At 40.1% G+C, this 15067-nt stretch carries 15 protein-coding genes; 8 read left to right on the top strand and 7 right to left on the bottom strand.

From position 1 onward, the window contains the following. Positions 1-7: 7 nt before the first annotated feature. Positions 8-1339, bottom strand: coding sequence for a hemolysin family protein (locus EBQ12_RS04505; RefSeq protein ID WP_007497105.1), 1332 nt, complete (start codon positions 1337-1339; stop codon positions 8-10). 58 nt (positions 1340-1397) lie between these two features. Next, entirely contained in the window at positions 1398-1838 is a 441-nt protein-coding gene (locus tag EBQ12_RS04500; RefSeq protein WP_008348973.1) for a MerR family transcriptional regulator, read from the bottom strand. Between the two features lie 335 nt (positions 1839-2173). Here EBQ12_RS04500 and EBQ12_RS04495 point away from each other — a divergent pair, with 335 nt between their 5' ends. Both EBQ12_RS04495 and EBQ12_RS04490 read left to right on the top strand, forming a co-directional pair. Beyond that, positions 2174-3556, top strand: a complete 1383-nt coding sequence (locus EBQ12_RS04495) for a hemolysin family protein (RefSeq protein ID WP_017360343.1) — start codon at positions 2174-2176, stop codon at positions 3554-3556. 90 nt (positions 3557-3646) lie between these two features. Next, positions 3647-4039, top strand: coding sequence for a hypothetical protein (locus EBQ12_RS04490; protein ID WP_008348969.1), 393 nt, complete (start codon positions 3647-3649; stop codon positions 4037-4039). Here EBQ12_RS04490 and crcB (EBQ12_RS04485) read toward each other — a convergent pair. Genes crcB (EBQ12_RS04485) through EBQ12_RS04475 form a run of 3 tightly spaced genes read right to left on the bottom strand, consistent with a single transcriptional unit; the run spans position 4036 to position 5519 of the window. Beyond that, the gene (gene crcB, locus EBQ12_RS04485) at positions 4036-4401 is read right to left on the bottom strand and encodes a fluoride efflux transporter CrcB (RefSeq protein WP_125589164.1); all 366 of its coding nucleotides are present in this window, start codon (positions 4399-4401) and stop codon (positions 4036-4038) included. The two genes, EBQ12_RS04490 and crcB (EBQ12_RS04485), sit on opposite strands and share 4 nt — an antisense overlap. Then, a complete protein-coding gene (gene crcB, locus EBQ12_RS04480; RefSeq protein ID WP_039169279.1) occupies positions 4402-4803 on the bottom strand; it encodes a fluoride efflux transporter CrcB in 402 nt (133 codons plus the stop codon). Continuing rightward, positions 4803-5519, bottom strand: coding sequence for a glycerophosphodiester phosphodiesterase (locus tag EBQ12_RS04475; protein ID WP_125589162.1), 717 nt, complete (start codon positions 5517-5519; stop codon positions 4803-4805). Before EBQ12_RS04475 ends, crcB (EBQ12_RS04480) begins: the two co-directional genes overlap by 1 nt. A gap of 305 nt (positions 5520-5824) precedes the next feature. Here EBQ12_RS04475 and EBQ12_RS04470 point away from each other — a divergent pair, with 305 nt between their 5' ends. The 3 genes from EBQ12_RS04470 to EBQ12_RS04460 all read left to right on the top strand — a co-directional run bounded on the left by EBQ12_RS04470 (position 5825) and on the right by EBQ12_RS04460 (position 7940). After that, positions 5825-5926 (top strand): YhdX family protein, encoded by a 102-nt coding sequence (locus tag EBQ12_RS04470; protein WP_017360338.1) that lies wholly within the window; start codon positions 5825-5827, stop codon positions 5924-5926. Positions 5927-6090: 164 nt separating this feature from the next. Continuing rightward, positions 6091-7179, top strand: a complete 1089-nt coding sequence (locus EBQ12_RS04465) for a mechanosensitive ion channel family protein (protein WP_024719970.1) — start codon at positions 6091-6093, stop codon at positions 7177-7179. Positions 7180-7208: 29 nt separating this feature from the next. Further along, positions 7209-7940, top strand: coding sequence for an NAD-dependent protein deacylase (locus EBQ12_RS04460; RefSeq protein WP_026050067.1), 732 nt, complete (start codon positions 7209-7211; stop codon positions 7938-7940). A gap of 38 nt (positions 7941-7978) precedes the next feature. Here the strand turns inward: EBQ12_RS04460 and EBQ12_RS04455 are convergent, their stop codons facing one another. Next, complete coding sequence (locus EBQ12_RS04455; protein ID WP_125589160.1) at positions 7979-8833, bottom strand: polysaccharide deacetylase family protein; 855 nt, start codon at positions 8831-8833, stop codon at positions 7979-7981. Between the two features lie 295 nt (positions 8834-9128). On the opposite strand from EBQ12_RS04455, the gene dat reads away from it, so the two are divergent. Continuing rightward, the gene (dat, locus tag EBQ12_RS04450) at positions 9129-9983 is read left to right on the top strand and encodes a D-amino-acid transaminase (protein WP_017360334.1); all 855 of its coding nucleotides are present in this window, start codon (positions 9129-9131) and stop codon (positions 9981-9983) included. A 210-nt stretch (positions 9984-10193) separates the two neighbouring features. Here the strand turns inward: dat and EBQ12_RS04440 are convergent, their stop codons facing one another. Next, positions 10194-10700, bottom strand: a complete 507-nt coding sequence (locus EBQ12_RS04440; protein ID WP_008348950.1) for a universal stress protein — start codon at positions 10698-10700, stop codon at positions 10194-10196. A 559-nt stretch (positions 10701-11259) separates the two neighbouring features. Here EBQ12_RS04440 and bmrC point away from each other — a divergent pair. Beyond that, positions 11260-13017 carry a multidrug ABC transporter ATP-binding protein BmrC gene (gene bmrC / locus EBQ12_RS04435; protein ID WP_125589158.1) on the top strand — a complete coding sequence of 586 codons (1758 nt, stop codon included), beginning with the start codon at positions 11260-11262 and terminating at the stop codon, positions 13015-13017. Next, positions 13014-15029, top strand: a complete 2016-nt coding sequence (locus EBQ12_RS04430) for an ABC transporter ATP-binding protein (protein WP_125589156.1) — start codon at positions 13014-13016, stop codon at positions 15027-15029. The genes bmrC and EBQ12_RS04430 overlap by 4 nt, the downstream gene beginning before the upstream one ends. Positions 15030-15067 lie beyond the last annotated feature (38 nt).

The following is a 15067-nucleotide window of genomic DNA, read 5'->3' as shown; positions in this document are numbered from 1 at the left end:
TTTTTTCTTAAGAAGCGCCTTCTTCAGCTGCTTCTAATAGTTGTTCGTTTAGTTTTTTGACTTCGATGTATGCCACATGGTGTCCATCGACTTCATTAATGATAAATTCATAGCCTTGTTCACGAATCGCGTCATTTTTCTCGACTTCATATTTTTGTGTAAGGAACCAGCCGCCGATTGTGTCGACTTCTTCGTTATCAAGCTGAATACCTAGTAGCAGGTTGACTTGATCCACAAGAACCTTTCCATCAAAGATATAGTGGTCTTCTCCCAGTTTACGCACTTCGTTGATTTCATCAATATCGAATTCATCACGAATTTCACCGACGATTTCTTCAAGGATGTCTTCAACTGTCACAAGTCCTGCTGTACCGCCATATTCATCTGATAAAATGGCCATGTGTACACGCTCACGCTGCATTTTAAGCAGTAGATCATGAACAGGAACCGTTTCAATTACATGAATAATTGGGTTTACAAAATGTTCGATCGTATCACTTGTGGAACATTCACCACTAATACATGCAGTGAGTACTTCTTTAATATTCACAACACCGATGATGTTGTCTTTATCGCCATCTTCAATTGGATAACGTGTATATTTCTCGACCTTGGTCACTTTCAGCATTTCCTCAATCGTAATATCATGCGGGAAGCTGACAACTTCGGTACGAGGAATCATAATTTCTTTCGCCAGACGATCATCAAATTCAAAAATTTTATTCACATATTTGAATTCAGACTGGTTAATCTCGCCGCTCTTATAGCTCTCAGATAAAATAATCCGCAATTCTTCTTCAGAGTGCGCCATGTCATGCTCAGATACTTGTTGAAGACCAAATGCTTTTGTTAACAAACGAGCAGATCCATTTAATACCCAGATAAAAGGGAACATCACTTTGTAAAAAATCATAAGCGGTCTAGCAAATAGAAGGGACACTTGCTCAGCCTTTTGAATGGCGAGTGTTTTTGGTGCAAGCTCTCCAACCACGACGTGTAAAAACGTCATAATACTAAACGCAATAATAAAAGTGACAATATGACTGGCTGATTGAGGAATCGACAGCTCTACAAATAGTGGAGCAAGCATGTGCGCAATTGTTTCTTCCCCTAACCAACCAATCCCAAGGGCGGTAATGGTAATACCGAGCTGACAGGCCGACAGATACTCATCAAGGTGAGTCGTGACGTGCTTGACAGCAACTGCTGTTTTATTACCTTCTGCAATTAATTGATCAATTCTTGAGCTTCTTAAGCGAATGATCGCAAACTCCGATGCAACGAAAAACGCGGTTAAAGCTATAAGTAAAGCAACTATGAGTAAATTCACTATGTCCAATTAAGGCCTTCGTTCTGACTTTGAGAACGAAGGTAACACCTCCTGTTTAGTAAAAATTTTAACTTAACAGCAGTAAAAATGATTGGACAGCCGTCATTTTTTCAGGAGTAAGCTGCTCTTTTAGTTTTTCACGTTGTTCTGGCTGAAGCTGCTTACAACGTGCCAAAATGCGGTCCATATGCTCATTCATCCGATCGATATCTGAGGTTAAATGGACAAGTTCATCAGGATCTTCCTTTTGAGAAGGGAATTGTTCATCTAATCTGGATTTGATGTCAGAAAGAGCCAATCTCTGCTGTTTGCAAAGAACGATTAATTGTAATCGTTTTAAAGCATGTTCATCGTAATAACGATAATTAGAGCAAGATCTAACAGGCGCAAGCAACCCTAGATTCGTATAATAATCTACAGTTCGTTTCGTCACCTGTGCAATCTGTGCTAGTTCACCAATACGATACTTTTTCTCAGCCCCATCTGAACATCTCCTCCTAACCGTCACGTTATAGTTTATGAAAATAGTTTAATATAATTCGAGTCTGAAATACAAGATAATTGTTCAGATTTCCTGCCAATATGAAGAAACAAAGGGCATTTCCATCAATTTAGGTTGTCATCTCTAAAATACTGTAGCGATACAGGAATTTTCAGATTATTTATGGTAAGATAAAATGAATACCGTTTCATATATATGTAGAGAGACGGATTTTACGTGAACCGGAGGTGGTTAAGTGGGGCCCTCAAAGTAGTCTTATTTAATCAGTTAACCGTTTTGCAAAAGACAACATCATCAATCAGGAGGTGACTCCTTGTTCTTCTAAGAAAGAGCAAGGTTAAATGGACGATATTGTTAATCTGAGTATAGTCGGAGTTTTGATTGCTTTAACAGCTTTCTTTGTTGCATCTGAATTTGCCATTGTAAAGGTGAGAAGTTCAAGAATTAATCAGCTTGTTGCCGAAGGGTCCAAAAAGGCTATCATGGCGAAAAAGGTGACATCAAGGCTAGATGAATATTTGTCAGCCTGCCAGCTTGGTATTACAGTGACATCCCTTGGTTTAGGGTGGATCGGTAAACCGGCAGTAAAAGAACTTTTAGTTCGAGGTTTTGGTTTGACAAACATTCCTGATTCAGCAATCAGCCTGATCTCAGCAACACTTGCGTTCTCTATTATTACCTTTTTGCATGTAGTTGTTGGCGAGCTTGCACCAAAAACACTTGCCATACAAAAGGCAGAAAAAATGACGCTTTGGCTGTCAGGACCGCTGCATGCATTTTATATCCTTATGTACCCTTTTATTTATGTGTTGAACGGGTCAGCCCGTGTACTAACGAAAATGATGGGCATCGATATGGGGTCTGAAAAAGAACATTCCCATTCCGAAGAGGAATTAAAGATTTTATTATCTGAAAGCTTAAAAAATGGGGAAATCAACTCATCAGAGTATAATTATATGAACAAGATATTCGATTTTGATAATCGAATCGCAAGAGAAATTATGATACCGCGAAGAGAAATTTGTGCGATTCCAGAAGATATGCCGTTAGACGAAATACTGGCGATCATGACAAAGGAAAAGTACACACGCTTCCCAGTGTTTTCAGGGGATAAAGACCATGTCATTGGCATGCTCAACAAAAAGCAGCTCTTTGCAGATATTGTGTATCAAGGAGAAAAAGATCAACTGAAGCTTCAAGATTATATTTATCCAGTGATTGAAGTGATTGACACGATTCCAATTCAAGAGCTTCTCGTCAAAATGCAGCGCGATCGAATGCATATGGCGATTTTAACGGATGAATATGGCGGGACATCTGGACTTGTCACAACGGAGGATATTTTAGAAGAGATTGTTGGAGACATTCGAGATGAATTCGATGAAGATGAGCAGCCTGTCATTCAAAAGAGAGCGGAGCATCATTATATATTAGATGGAAAAGTGAGATTAGAGGAAGTTCAAGATTTGATCGAAATGTCATATCATGATGAAGAAATTGATACGATAGGCGGGCTAATCTTAAATGAGAACATTGATATCCGAGAAGGACAATCCATTTATCTTGATGATATTCGGATGAAGGTCTTGGAGATGGATGGACGCTATGTGAAAAAGATCGACCTGAAAAAAGGCGTCACATCATCAGAAAAAGAAAATACACGAACAGGGCTTGATATAAAAGAGCCACTGTTAGTAAATGAAATGACCTTGAGCGAAAAATAAGCTCAAGGTTTTTTTAGGTATTTAGCCTCTTTTTTGGGAATGTATGTTCGTATATAATAAGAACAAACGTTCGTAAAAAGGGGGATGGACATGCTCTGGTATGAAACAGCAAGTATCACGGAGAAAAAAATCTCAATGAAACGTATTGAGTTTCATTTAAAAAATTTCAAGAACTATCAAGCGGCCATTTTAAATATTGAAAGACAGCTTGAAAAGCGAAGTTCTCTCCAACATCATCATATGGCACGTCAAAAATTAGAAGAGCAGAAAAGTCAGTATGAACTGATTGTTGCTTGTATTGAAACGGCTTTAAAAGAATTGGATGAAATAGAGCAGCAGCTCATTGATTATAAGTATTTTCGAGATTGGCGCATGGCAAAATGTGCAATCGAAATCGGCTATAGTGAGAAGACACTATTTTTAATGAAGCGCCAGCTGATGGATCAACTGCTCATCAGCCTAGCTGCCATCACAGATATTTAAAACAGAAGTTGTCCTATTTGATAAAACACCGCAAAAAGGCATAAAGAGCCGATAATTGTTACAAGTAAATAGGCAGCAAGCTTTCCTATTTGACGCTGCATCAGCATCGTCGCAGATTCTACACTAAACGTAGAGAATGTGGTAAAGCCGCCAAAAAAACCGGTTCCTATGATCACTAGCAGTGGATGATTGGACGTTACAGCGCCTGTGAGAAAACCTAAACCGGCTGCACCTAATAAATTAATGCAAATAATACTGTACGGGAAAAGGGCATGGGATGGAGTTTTCTGGATTGTTTGGCTGATGAAGAAACGACATGCACTGCCGATCCCTCCAGCTACAGCTGTACAAAAAACAATCATTTATCTGCTTCCTTTCTGCTGCTTATTTTGATGAAAGAGCCGTTCAGCAAGGATCAGGCCAGCTAAAGCAGCGGCTACTCCAGCAATGACTGAGAGCAGGATGTACATCATACTTAAATTGAACTGCCCTGCCTGTAACAGAAGAACTGTCTCTTTAGAAAAGGTGGACATGGTCGTAAACCCGCCGCAAAACCCTGTTCCAATCAAAGCAGCAAGATATTTTTTCCCTTTCTGAAATAGAAAGTATCCTGTCGCAAAACCAAGAAGCAGGCTGCCAAAAATGTTTTCAATCATCGTTGCATAGGGGAATGTCTGGCTGATGACAGTTTGGCTTAGTTCATATCTGCAAAGTGTACCAATCAATCCACCGATAAAAACGGCGAAATAAGTTTTCATCTGCATCATTTCTCCTTTTGAAAAAATAGCGGGTTATCCGTTACCACACCATCAATTGGATATTTTTTAATTCGATCCGCTGTTTTTTGATCTTTTACAGTCCATATGAATACTTCCATTCCGAATGAATGAATACGATCTATCCACCATTTATTGATCATCGTTTTCTTCATATTAAGACCATTTGCAAACGAGCTGTATGTCGTTAACTTTCGTTTCGTTAGTTTAAATGCATCAGGCTTTATAATCAAAGCTGTGCGAAGAGAAGGGGCGAATGCTTTGATTCTTTGCAGTGCATGAACATCAAAAGATTGAATCATGATATGACGAGAATAGGCAAACCGATTGATGATGCGGGCAACTGCCTTTTCGATTCCTATCTGCCGTTTTGGGTGTTTGATCTCGATCAATATCCCAATCCGCTGACTGTATCTTTCAAGAATTTCTTGTAATGTTGGAATTCGTTCATTCGTATACTGTTGGTCAAACCAGCTTCCTGCGTCCAGTTTTTTCAACTGATCAAGTGTATAGCTTTTGACTAATCCGTTTCCGTTCGTCGTTCGATCAACGGTATCATCATGGATGACGACGACGTGCTGATCCATTGTCATTTGTACGTCTAATTCAATATAATCTGCTCCTTGCTCGACAGCTACATCAAACGCAGCGATTGTATTTTCTGGGGCGGCGCTTGATGACCCTCTATGTGCGATAATATACACTTGCTCCAGCTCCCTGACATAAGTTCTGGTCTTATCATATCAAATGCTTTGGTGGTTTTCCTTCTTTACTATATGGAGAAGAAGAGCGCCGTATTATCATGGAACCTCATGTACCGAAAAAGCTTGATGTATCATTTTGAAAAGTTACAGGAATAGAGCAAGCTTTGATTGAGTAAACCTGAATTACATCAATTTTTCTTCGATCAATTTTGTCCAAATCGTCAGCGTTCGTCAAAATATTAGTGCTTTCGTCATGTTGACTGAAAATTCTGATGTTTTATAATGATGAAAAGGAGGCGAGATGATTGGGTAAAGGGAGAATTAGAGTGGAAGAACGTATTAAGGCCGAAACGGATGCTGAAATGTTTAAAGCGACTCTCCTTGATCAGGCTCAGAAGAAAAAGTAGTTTGCTGCCCGTCGATATGTCTCAAGCCAAAATTTCATAATTGAACATCATGCCTCGGGATAGGTCCCGAGGCTTTTTATATAGAGGTCAGACATTTAAGAGAGGACATAAACGAAGGTTATATTATAAACTAGAGAGGATTGTTTTAAAGGAGAGAGACAGAGATGTTTACACAAAAATGGATGGATACATATTTTACAGTCGATATTGCGATCCAAATAGGCATTAGCCTTTGTATTTTATTGCTTTTTTTATTACTTCGAAAAGTATTTACGAAATACTTGTTTCACCTGCTCTTTAAGCTGACAAACCGGTCTAAAACCGAAGTCATTAATCAAATTGTCGTAGCGTTTGAAAAACCTGCGAGACTGTTTTTTGTGGCACTAGGTTTATATTTTGCGTTAAGACAAGCCCCATACTTTGAGCACCATATGGATGTCATTGTCAAATTGTATAGATCCTCTATTATTTTGATGCTGACGTGGGGACTTTGTAATCTAACCGCAGCTTCTTCCTTCTTATTTCAAAAAGTGAATTCAAAATTTGAATTAGAGATGGATGATATTTTAGCGCCATTTTTATCAAAGGTTCTTCGGTTTATGATTATTGCACTGAGTATTAGCGTCATTGCACAAGAGTTTAATTATGATGTGAACGGACTTGTGGCAGGGCTTGGTCTAGGTGGTCTTGCTTTTGCGCTCGCTGCGCAGGATACAGTGGCGAACTTTTTTGGAGGAATTGTGATTATTACAGAGAAGCCTTTTACAATGGGCGATTTTGTAGAGACTCCAAGTGTACTTGGGACTGTAGAGGACATTACCTTCCGAAGCACAAAATTTAGAACACCTGCTGAAGCGGTGGTGACCGTGCCAAATTCGACCCTTTCAAAGGAGCCGATCACAAATTGGACGAGAATGAATAAACGTCAAATTACGTTCTCTGTTCGCGTATCTTACAATACACCGAAAGAAAACATTGATAAGTGCATCAAACGTCTGAAACAAATGCTTTATGAGCATGATGGGGTTCATAAGGAAACGATAATGGTGAATTTCGATGTGCTGGCAGACAGCTATTTAAACTTATTCTTTAACTTTTATACAAACACAACGGCTTGGTCTGAAAACCTGGATATTAAGCAGGATATTAACTATCGCATTATTGATATTTTCCATGAAGAAGGGGTAGAATTTGCTTTCCCTGGACAGACCATTTATATGAAACAAAAAGGTGAGAAACAGCTCGGTGAATAAAGGAGGAATGGTGGTTGGATCAAACAAAAGTGGCAGCGCTAAGAGAGAGATTATCAAAGGCCTCACATATTACGGTCCTTTCAGGTGCTGGGATGAGCACAGAATCGGGAATTCCCGATTTTAGATCAACGGGTGGACTATGGACAGAAGATACCTCTCGCATGGAGGCTATGAGCCGGTCTTACTTTTTATCACATCCTCATCAATTTTGGCCGAAATTCAAAGAATTGTTTCAAATGAAGATGAGTGGAGAGTACGAGCCAAACGCTGGACATGCTTTTTTAGCCAATTTAGAAAAGCAAGGAAAACGCGTGGATATTTTCACGCAAAATATCGATGGTCTGCATAAAAAAGCGGGAAGCCAGCATGTGTATGAACTGCATGGTTCCATTCAAACAGCTACATGTCCATCATGCGGGTCAACATACGAACTGCCTTATTTATTACAAGAAGAGGTGCCGGTTTGTGAGCGGATTTCATCAGACGGCCGCACATGTGGACGAGTACTTAAAACAGATGTTGTCCTTTTTGGAGACATGGTGAAGCACTTTGATCAAGTGGAGAAATCGCTCCAGCAAACGGACATGCTGCTCGTTATGGGAACTTCCTTAGAAGTGGCACCAGCTCGATATATTCCAGAAGATGCTGCTCATCATCCTTCCATCTTTAAGGTCATGATGAATTTAAGTGAAACGGAATTCGATCCGCTGTTTGATCTTGTCTTTCACGAACGAATTGGCGAGCTTGTGAATGCTTTATAAATCATAAAAAACCCGCATCCAACAGGTGCGGGTTTGCTTTATTGTTGTAGTGGCTTCATTGTTTCATCAAGGACTTCAAACGTGTAGCCCTTCGCCTTTAATTGTGTGATCAGGCTGTTTAAGTATTTTGCGGTAGCTGGTTGATCATGCATTAAGATGATTTTTGGCTCTTTCGGGTACTTGGTTTCAAGCACTTGCAGCTGATTTAATACTTCTGGTACATATTTTGAGCTTTTATATTTCCAGTCAAGACTGTCAATGGTCCAGTCCCAGTATACAAAGCCTTTTTGTTTTAAACGTGTTTTTTGCTGGTCTGTTAAGTTTGGAGAACTGCCATAAGGTGTTCTCACAAGATGTGTATATTCACCAGTAACAGAAGCCAATATACGTTGATCTTCTTTCATCTCATTTACAGGAGAACCACTTTTTTGATAAAAGCGTTTCACATCATGCGTGATGCCATGAAGTCCTAATTGATGACCTTCTTGATGAAGTCTTTTCACAGCTGCTGGGTGTTCTTTGATTTGCGGCCCGAGCATAAAGAATGTGGCCTTCACTTGCTGTGATTTTAGCACATCTAACAGCTGATTTGATGTAGCAGAAGGGCCATCATCAAAGGTCAAAAAGATCGTTTGATCCGTTACATGTTTGTTTGGATTGATCTTAAAATGTGCATCTAATGTTTTTGGCGAATCATCTTTTGGTTTCAGACTTGTACTTGTGTCTCGAAATGGACTGCTCGCAGACACTTCATTCGGTTGATCTGCTGCCTGCATATTGGTTTTAGATATATCCCAAATGAAAAAAAGGATCAATGTCAGAATGACTAGACCAATTGCCTTTGAGAGCAGCATCGTGTTTGAAGGTGTCTGTTTTTTCGTAACCCGTTGCATTACAATCGCTCCAATAAATCAGTAGTTTGTGTCGAATCATGTAGTGGATTCTGTCTTTTTTCGCTGTTTTTTGTCGTGCTCATATGGAGTAAGTATACAGGAAAAAAGAGCCTATGAATATAGAAGATGCTAAAAAATTGGAATCTTTTTGGTTATGAATCTATATTTGTTACAATAGAAGGTTATCCAGTCAAATGGATATGAAATAATTCTGAATAATCATTGAAACGTTTACATTTATCCGCTAAGATAGCATCAGATTCAACCATTAAGCAAAGCGAAGGGGAGATTCCATATGAAAGTATTGTACAATGGGGATTTTATTGAAAAAAAAGATGCACATGTTGATATTGAAGACAGAGGCTATCAATTTGGCGACGGAGTCTATGAGGTCATCCGCGTATATAATGGGACTTTGTTTACATTAAAAGAGCATACTGAGCGTCTATTCAAGAGTGCAAAGGAAATCGGCATTCATCTGCAAGGTACAGTATCCGATATGGAAGAGAATTTGAAGAAGCTAGTCGCAGATAATCAAGTGATTGATGGCGGCGTGTATATTCAAGTCACGCGAGGCGTCGCACCTCGTAAGCATCAATATGGTGCACTTACCCCTCAGATTACGGCATATACATTTCAAGTGAAAAAGCCTATTCAAGAGCAGACAGCTGGTGCGAAAGCTCTATTGTCTGAAGATCTTCGCTGGTTAAGATGTGATATTAAAAGCTTAAACCTTTTATATAACGTCATGGAAAAGCAGAAAGCGTCTGAAGCTGGTGCGTTTGAAGCGATTTTAATAAGAGACGGCTTTGTGACAGAGGGGACGTCCTCGAATGTGTATGCCGTCATTGACGGTGTCATTCGTACACACCCAGCAAATAACCTGATTTTAAACGGCATTACACGTAGAAAGCTGCTAGAGGTTTGTCAGGAAGAAGGATGTCGTGTGGAAGAAACCCGCATGAGTAAAGACGAACTTTTGCATGCGCAGGAAATTTTCATTAGTTCAACGACAGCTGAAGTGATTCCAATTGTAGAGATAGATGGTCAGCAAGTTGGGAAAGGTGTTCCAGGAGAGATCACGAAGCGTGTACAGGAAGGGTTCCAGAAAAAAATTAAGCATGAAAGCGAAGCATCTATTTCTTCGTAAAAGGAAAAAGGCTGTAAACCAATGTTTACAGCCTTTCAGCGTGTAGACAAACCCTCGCATTCGGTGTCAGTCCTGCGTGCTGGTGCTCACGAATGTCAAATTCGCTCCGCGCCAGTACTCGTCCTTCCTAGGGCTGCAAAGGTTTTCTATCACGCTGAAAAGAAGACAAAGGGCTAAAATAAAGTTCATTTTAGCCTTTTGTGATGACATTTATTTCACGATCAGTACAGGTATATCTGATTTGGACGATAACTTTTCACTCACACTGCCAAAGAGCATTTTTTTCAATCTGCTTTGGTCACGTGCTCCCATGACGATGAGGTCTGCTGAAATCTCTTCAGCGTATTCGATAATCGCTTCTGCAGGCTCCCCTTCAACAATTTCAATCGCAGCTTCAAACTGCTCTTCATTTAACAGCATTCTTGCTTCTGCAACGACCTCTTCTGTATGGTCTTCAAAAATCAAGGGACTTTGCTGTTCATCATGAGGTACATACACAGGGGGTGTTTGAAGGTCTGCCATGCCGCCTCCGATATAAGCGCCGCCAGTCATTGGGCGAGGTGCATCAAACACCTGTCTGCTGGATTTCCCATCATGAGCGTAGGCAATGGTCAGCTTGGCATGCAAAGTTTTGGCTAAAGCGATTGCCTTCTTTAATGCTTTCTTACTGTCTTCATGTCCATCAAACGCAACGACCATCCGATCAGCTTGAAACAATGTCCTCATTCCTTTCAAAAGGAGTCTATACGTTCATGGTATACCCGATATCTGAAAAAGATACACATAAAGGGTGTGAACTTTTTGTTAGAAAATTTCATTTATTGAAAAATATTTATTGACAAAATGGTGACAGCCACTATAAGATAAAAAAAGATTCAAGAGCCAAAAGGAGGAAATGTCATGTGCAACATCATTGGAAGAATGAAATCAAACTGCATGAATGGGTTGATTCACGTGACAATTACACCTTCATTGGTCATTGAAAAGGGACTCGTATGTTCCAATTGATCGGATGAATCAAGGCGTATGTTGCGTATTTGTCAACATGCGCCTTTTTATCATGTATAAAAGAGGCGTACCAGTCAGCTGGTTGCCTCTTTTTTTGTTGTATACATTTCGTATATCGAAATAATGGAATGCATCAACAACTAAATGAAGAGGAGTGAAAGCATGTGAACATGCCAAAGGCAAGACAAATGACAAAAGCTCAAAAAACGAAACAAGGTGACAATCAGGAAAATATAGAAAGCGGCTAGCTTTAAAAGGAGAGACAAACATGTTTTCAGTATTTGTGAAATTAGGCTGGTTCTTTAAACAAGAGTGGAGGCGCTATACAATCGCCATTACGCTGCTACTCATTGTGAATGTGCTTGAAATGCTGCCACCGAGGTATCTAGGTCAAGCAGTTGATGACATTCGGTCTGGTCAATTTACAACATCCAGTATCTTATTTTACGTAACCATTTTTTGCTTACTTGGTGTCAGTGTCTATGCGCTCACCTACTTTTGGATGTATCAGTTATTTGGCGGCGCAAATGTCATGGAGCGTGTGATGCGCGGAAAATTAATGCGCCACTTACTTAAGATGACACCCACCTTTTATGAAAAGAAAAAAACCGGAAATTTAATGGCGTTAGGTACAAATGATTTGAATGCTGTGGCTTTAACAACAGGCTTTGGCGTTTTAACATTAGTCGATTCCACTGCTTACATGCTGATGATCTTTTTTACGATGGGACTGACGATCAGCTGGAAATTAACTTTAATGGCCATTATTCCAATGCCACTGATGGCGATTTTGATAGCGTTTTATGGCAGTAAAATTCATGAACGCTTTACAGTCGCTCAAGATGCATTTGGTGATATGAATGATCGTGTATTAGAATCAGTTGCCGGCGTTCGGGTGATTCGGTCTTTTGTACAGGAAAAACAAGATGTGAATCGCTTTCGAGAAATGACAGATGATGTCTTTCAAAAAAATATGAGAGTGGCGATCATTGATTCATTGTTTGAGCCGACGGTGAAATTGCTTGTGGGGATCAGTTATTTAATCGGTATCGGTTACGGCGCATATCTTGTGTTCCAAAGTGATTTAACCATTGGTGAGCTTGTCGCATTTAACGTCTATCTGGGGATGATGATCTGGCCAATGTTTGCCATTGGTGAATTGATTAATATCATGCAAAGAGGAAATGCCTCATTAGACCGGTTGAATCATACACTCAGTTATCAACCGGATGTAACTGACGCAACCAAGCCAAAAACATTACAAGAGCCTGGCGATATTCAATTTGAACATGTGACATTTAGGTATCCAACTTCCTCTAAAGATAATCTAACGAATGTCTCCTTTACTGTACGAAAAGGGCAAACGATTGGTATTACAGGAAAAACGGGAAGCGGAAAAACAACGATTGTCAAACAGCTTCTTCGTCAGTATCCGACAGGTGATGGGAAGATCTTGCTTTCAGGTGTTCCAATTGAGGACATTGAATTGGATCAACTGTTCCAATGGATTGGCTATGTTCCGCAAGATCATGTCCTTTTCTCAAAAAGTGTAGAAGAGAATATGCGTTTCGGTCATAGAGACGCGAGAGAAGCTGAATTAGCACAAGCGATTAAAGATGCTTACTTTGAAAAGGATTTACGCCTTTTACCAGAAGGCTTGGAAACCATGGTTGGAGAAAAGGGAGTGGCGCTGTCAGGAGGACAGAAGCAGCGGATTTCCATTGCACGTGCTTTATTAATTGATCCAGACATTTTGATTTTGGATGACTCGTTATCTGCAGTTGATGCAAAAACAGAAACGGCTATTTTAGAGAATTTAAGACAAAATCGTCATGGAAAAACGACATTTATTACAACCCACCGTCTATCAGCTGTAGAGCATGCGGATCTCATTCTTGTCATGGAAGAAGGACGTATTGTTCAAAAGGGAACCCATCAAGCGCTTATTCAGCAAGATGGATGGTATAAAGAGCAATTTCTGCGTCAGCAGCTGACAAATCAGCTGGAAGGAGGGGATGAGGCATGACAACAGGGAGAAGACTTCTTGCCTATGCACTCCTCTATAAAAAAGTGTTGTCTGTTGCTTTGATCTTTCTGATCATTGCAGTTGGTGCTGAGTTGACAGGACCTTTCATTGGGAAAAAAATGATTGATGATCATATTTTAGGTGTAGAAAAACCGTATGTTGAGGTAAATGAAAAAACAGATAAAACGGTTTATTACCAGGGAAATAACTATATAAGAAGTGACCGGCTACAGAATCAAAATGAAGCTGGAAAGCAAATCAATGTCGTGCAAGTCGGATTTGGGTACTATTTTGTGAATGAACCGATTCGATTTGACGGGAGCCGGACAATAGAAGGGGATCAGCTCACCATTGAAAATGGGAGCGAGCGTGAGACGTATCAGGTACAGCGTTTATCCAAAGAGGAAATCTTCGCTTTTTATCAACCGGAAATCAGTGGTTTGGTGCAGCTTGTTCTATTTTATTTTGGGATGCTCGTCATTGCGATTTTCTTTCAATATGGGCAGCACTATTTACTCCAGCGTATTGCAAATCGCATTATTCAAAAAATGCGAGTGGACGTATTTGAACATATTCAAACGCTTCCGATTCGGTATTTTGATAATTTACCGGCTGGAAAGGTTGTCGCGCGGATTACGAATGACACAGAAACCATTCGTGATTTATATGTAACAGTACTCGCTAATTTCGTCACAAGTGCCATTTACATGGTTGGAATTTATATCGCCATGTTCTTATTAAATGTGAAGCTGGCGCTTATTTGTTTAGTGGCTGTTCCGATTATTTTCCTATGGTCGATGACTTACAGAAAGTTTGCGTCGGTTTACAATCATCGCATTCGATCCATCATCAGTGAAATTAATGCCAAGCTAAATGAAGCTATTCAAGGAATGACGATTATTCAAGCATTTCGACATGAACAAGCAACGAAAGAAGAATTTGATGAGCTGAATAACAATCACTTTCGATATCAGCGAAAGATGCTTCATTTAAATTCACTGCTTTCACATAACTTGGTGAATCTGCTTCGGAACTTAGCATACGTCGCACTCATTTGGTATTTTGGCGGCGCGTCCTTAAGTGCGACGGGCATTGTGTCGATTGGGGTGCTCTATGCATTTGTCGATTATTTAAATCGTTTGTTCCAGCCGATTACAGGCATTGTGAATCAATTTTCTAGATTAGAATTAGCAAGGGTTTCATCTGAACGGGTCTTTCGATTATTAGATGAGCCTGGTACTGAAGTGGAAGAACCGGTTCAGAAGAAAATCGAGGGGCTCGTTCAATTTCAGGATGTTACCTTTGCGTATAATGAAGGGGAAAATGTATTAAAGAACATCACCTTTGAGGCGAAAAAAGGTCAGACGGTGGCACTCGTTGGACATACCGGTTCTGGGAAAAGTTCGATCATGAATTTGCTGCTGCGTTTTTATGATATTCAGCATGGGGATATCCTCATTGATGGAAAAAGCATCTATGATCAGTCGCGCCAAACGTTGCGTAAGCAAATGGGCATTGTACTGCAAGATCCTTATTTGTTCTCTGGAACGATTGCCTCCAATGTCAGTTTAGGAAATGAAGACATTAAAAGAGAAACGATTGAAACATCGTTAAAGCAAGTGGGCGCAGCAGAACTATTAAAGCATTTGCCTGAAGGTTTTGATGAACCAGTTGTTGAAAAGGGGAGTACTCTTTCCTCTGGGGAGCGTCAATTGATTTCATTTGCCCGTGCACTGGCATACGATCCAGCGATCTTAATTCTAGATGAAGCGACGGCTAACATCGATACAGAAACAGAAGCCATCATTCAACGGGCACTAGATGTCGTCAAAGAAGGCCGAACCACTTTTGTCATTGCACACCGATTATCTACTATTAAGAAAGCTGACATGATTTTGGTGTTAGAAAAGGGTGAGATTGTCGAGCGCGGCAGCCACGAAGAGCTCATGGAGCAAGGCGGACTGTATGCGCAAATGTACGAATTACAAAAGGGAGCTGTGGCTAGCAGCTGATAGGATGAGCAGCAAAAGCCTCTTTCAATTTGAAAGAG

This window comes from Bacillus sp. 2B09 (assembly GCF_003946835.1).
GTDB classification, from domain to species: Bacteria; Bacillota; Bacilli; order Bacillales; family Bacillaceae; genus Bacillus; species Bacillus altitudinis.
Note: the sequence above shows the minus strand (reverse complement) of the source record. Positions and strands in the feature narration are given on the sequence as shown.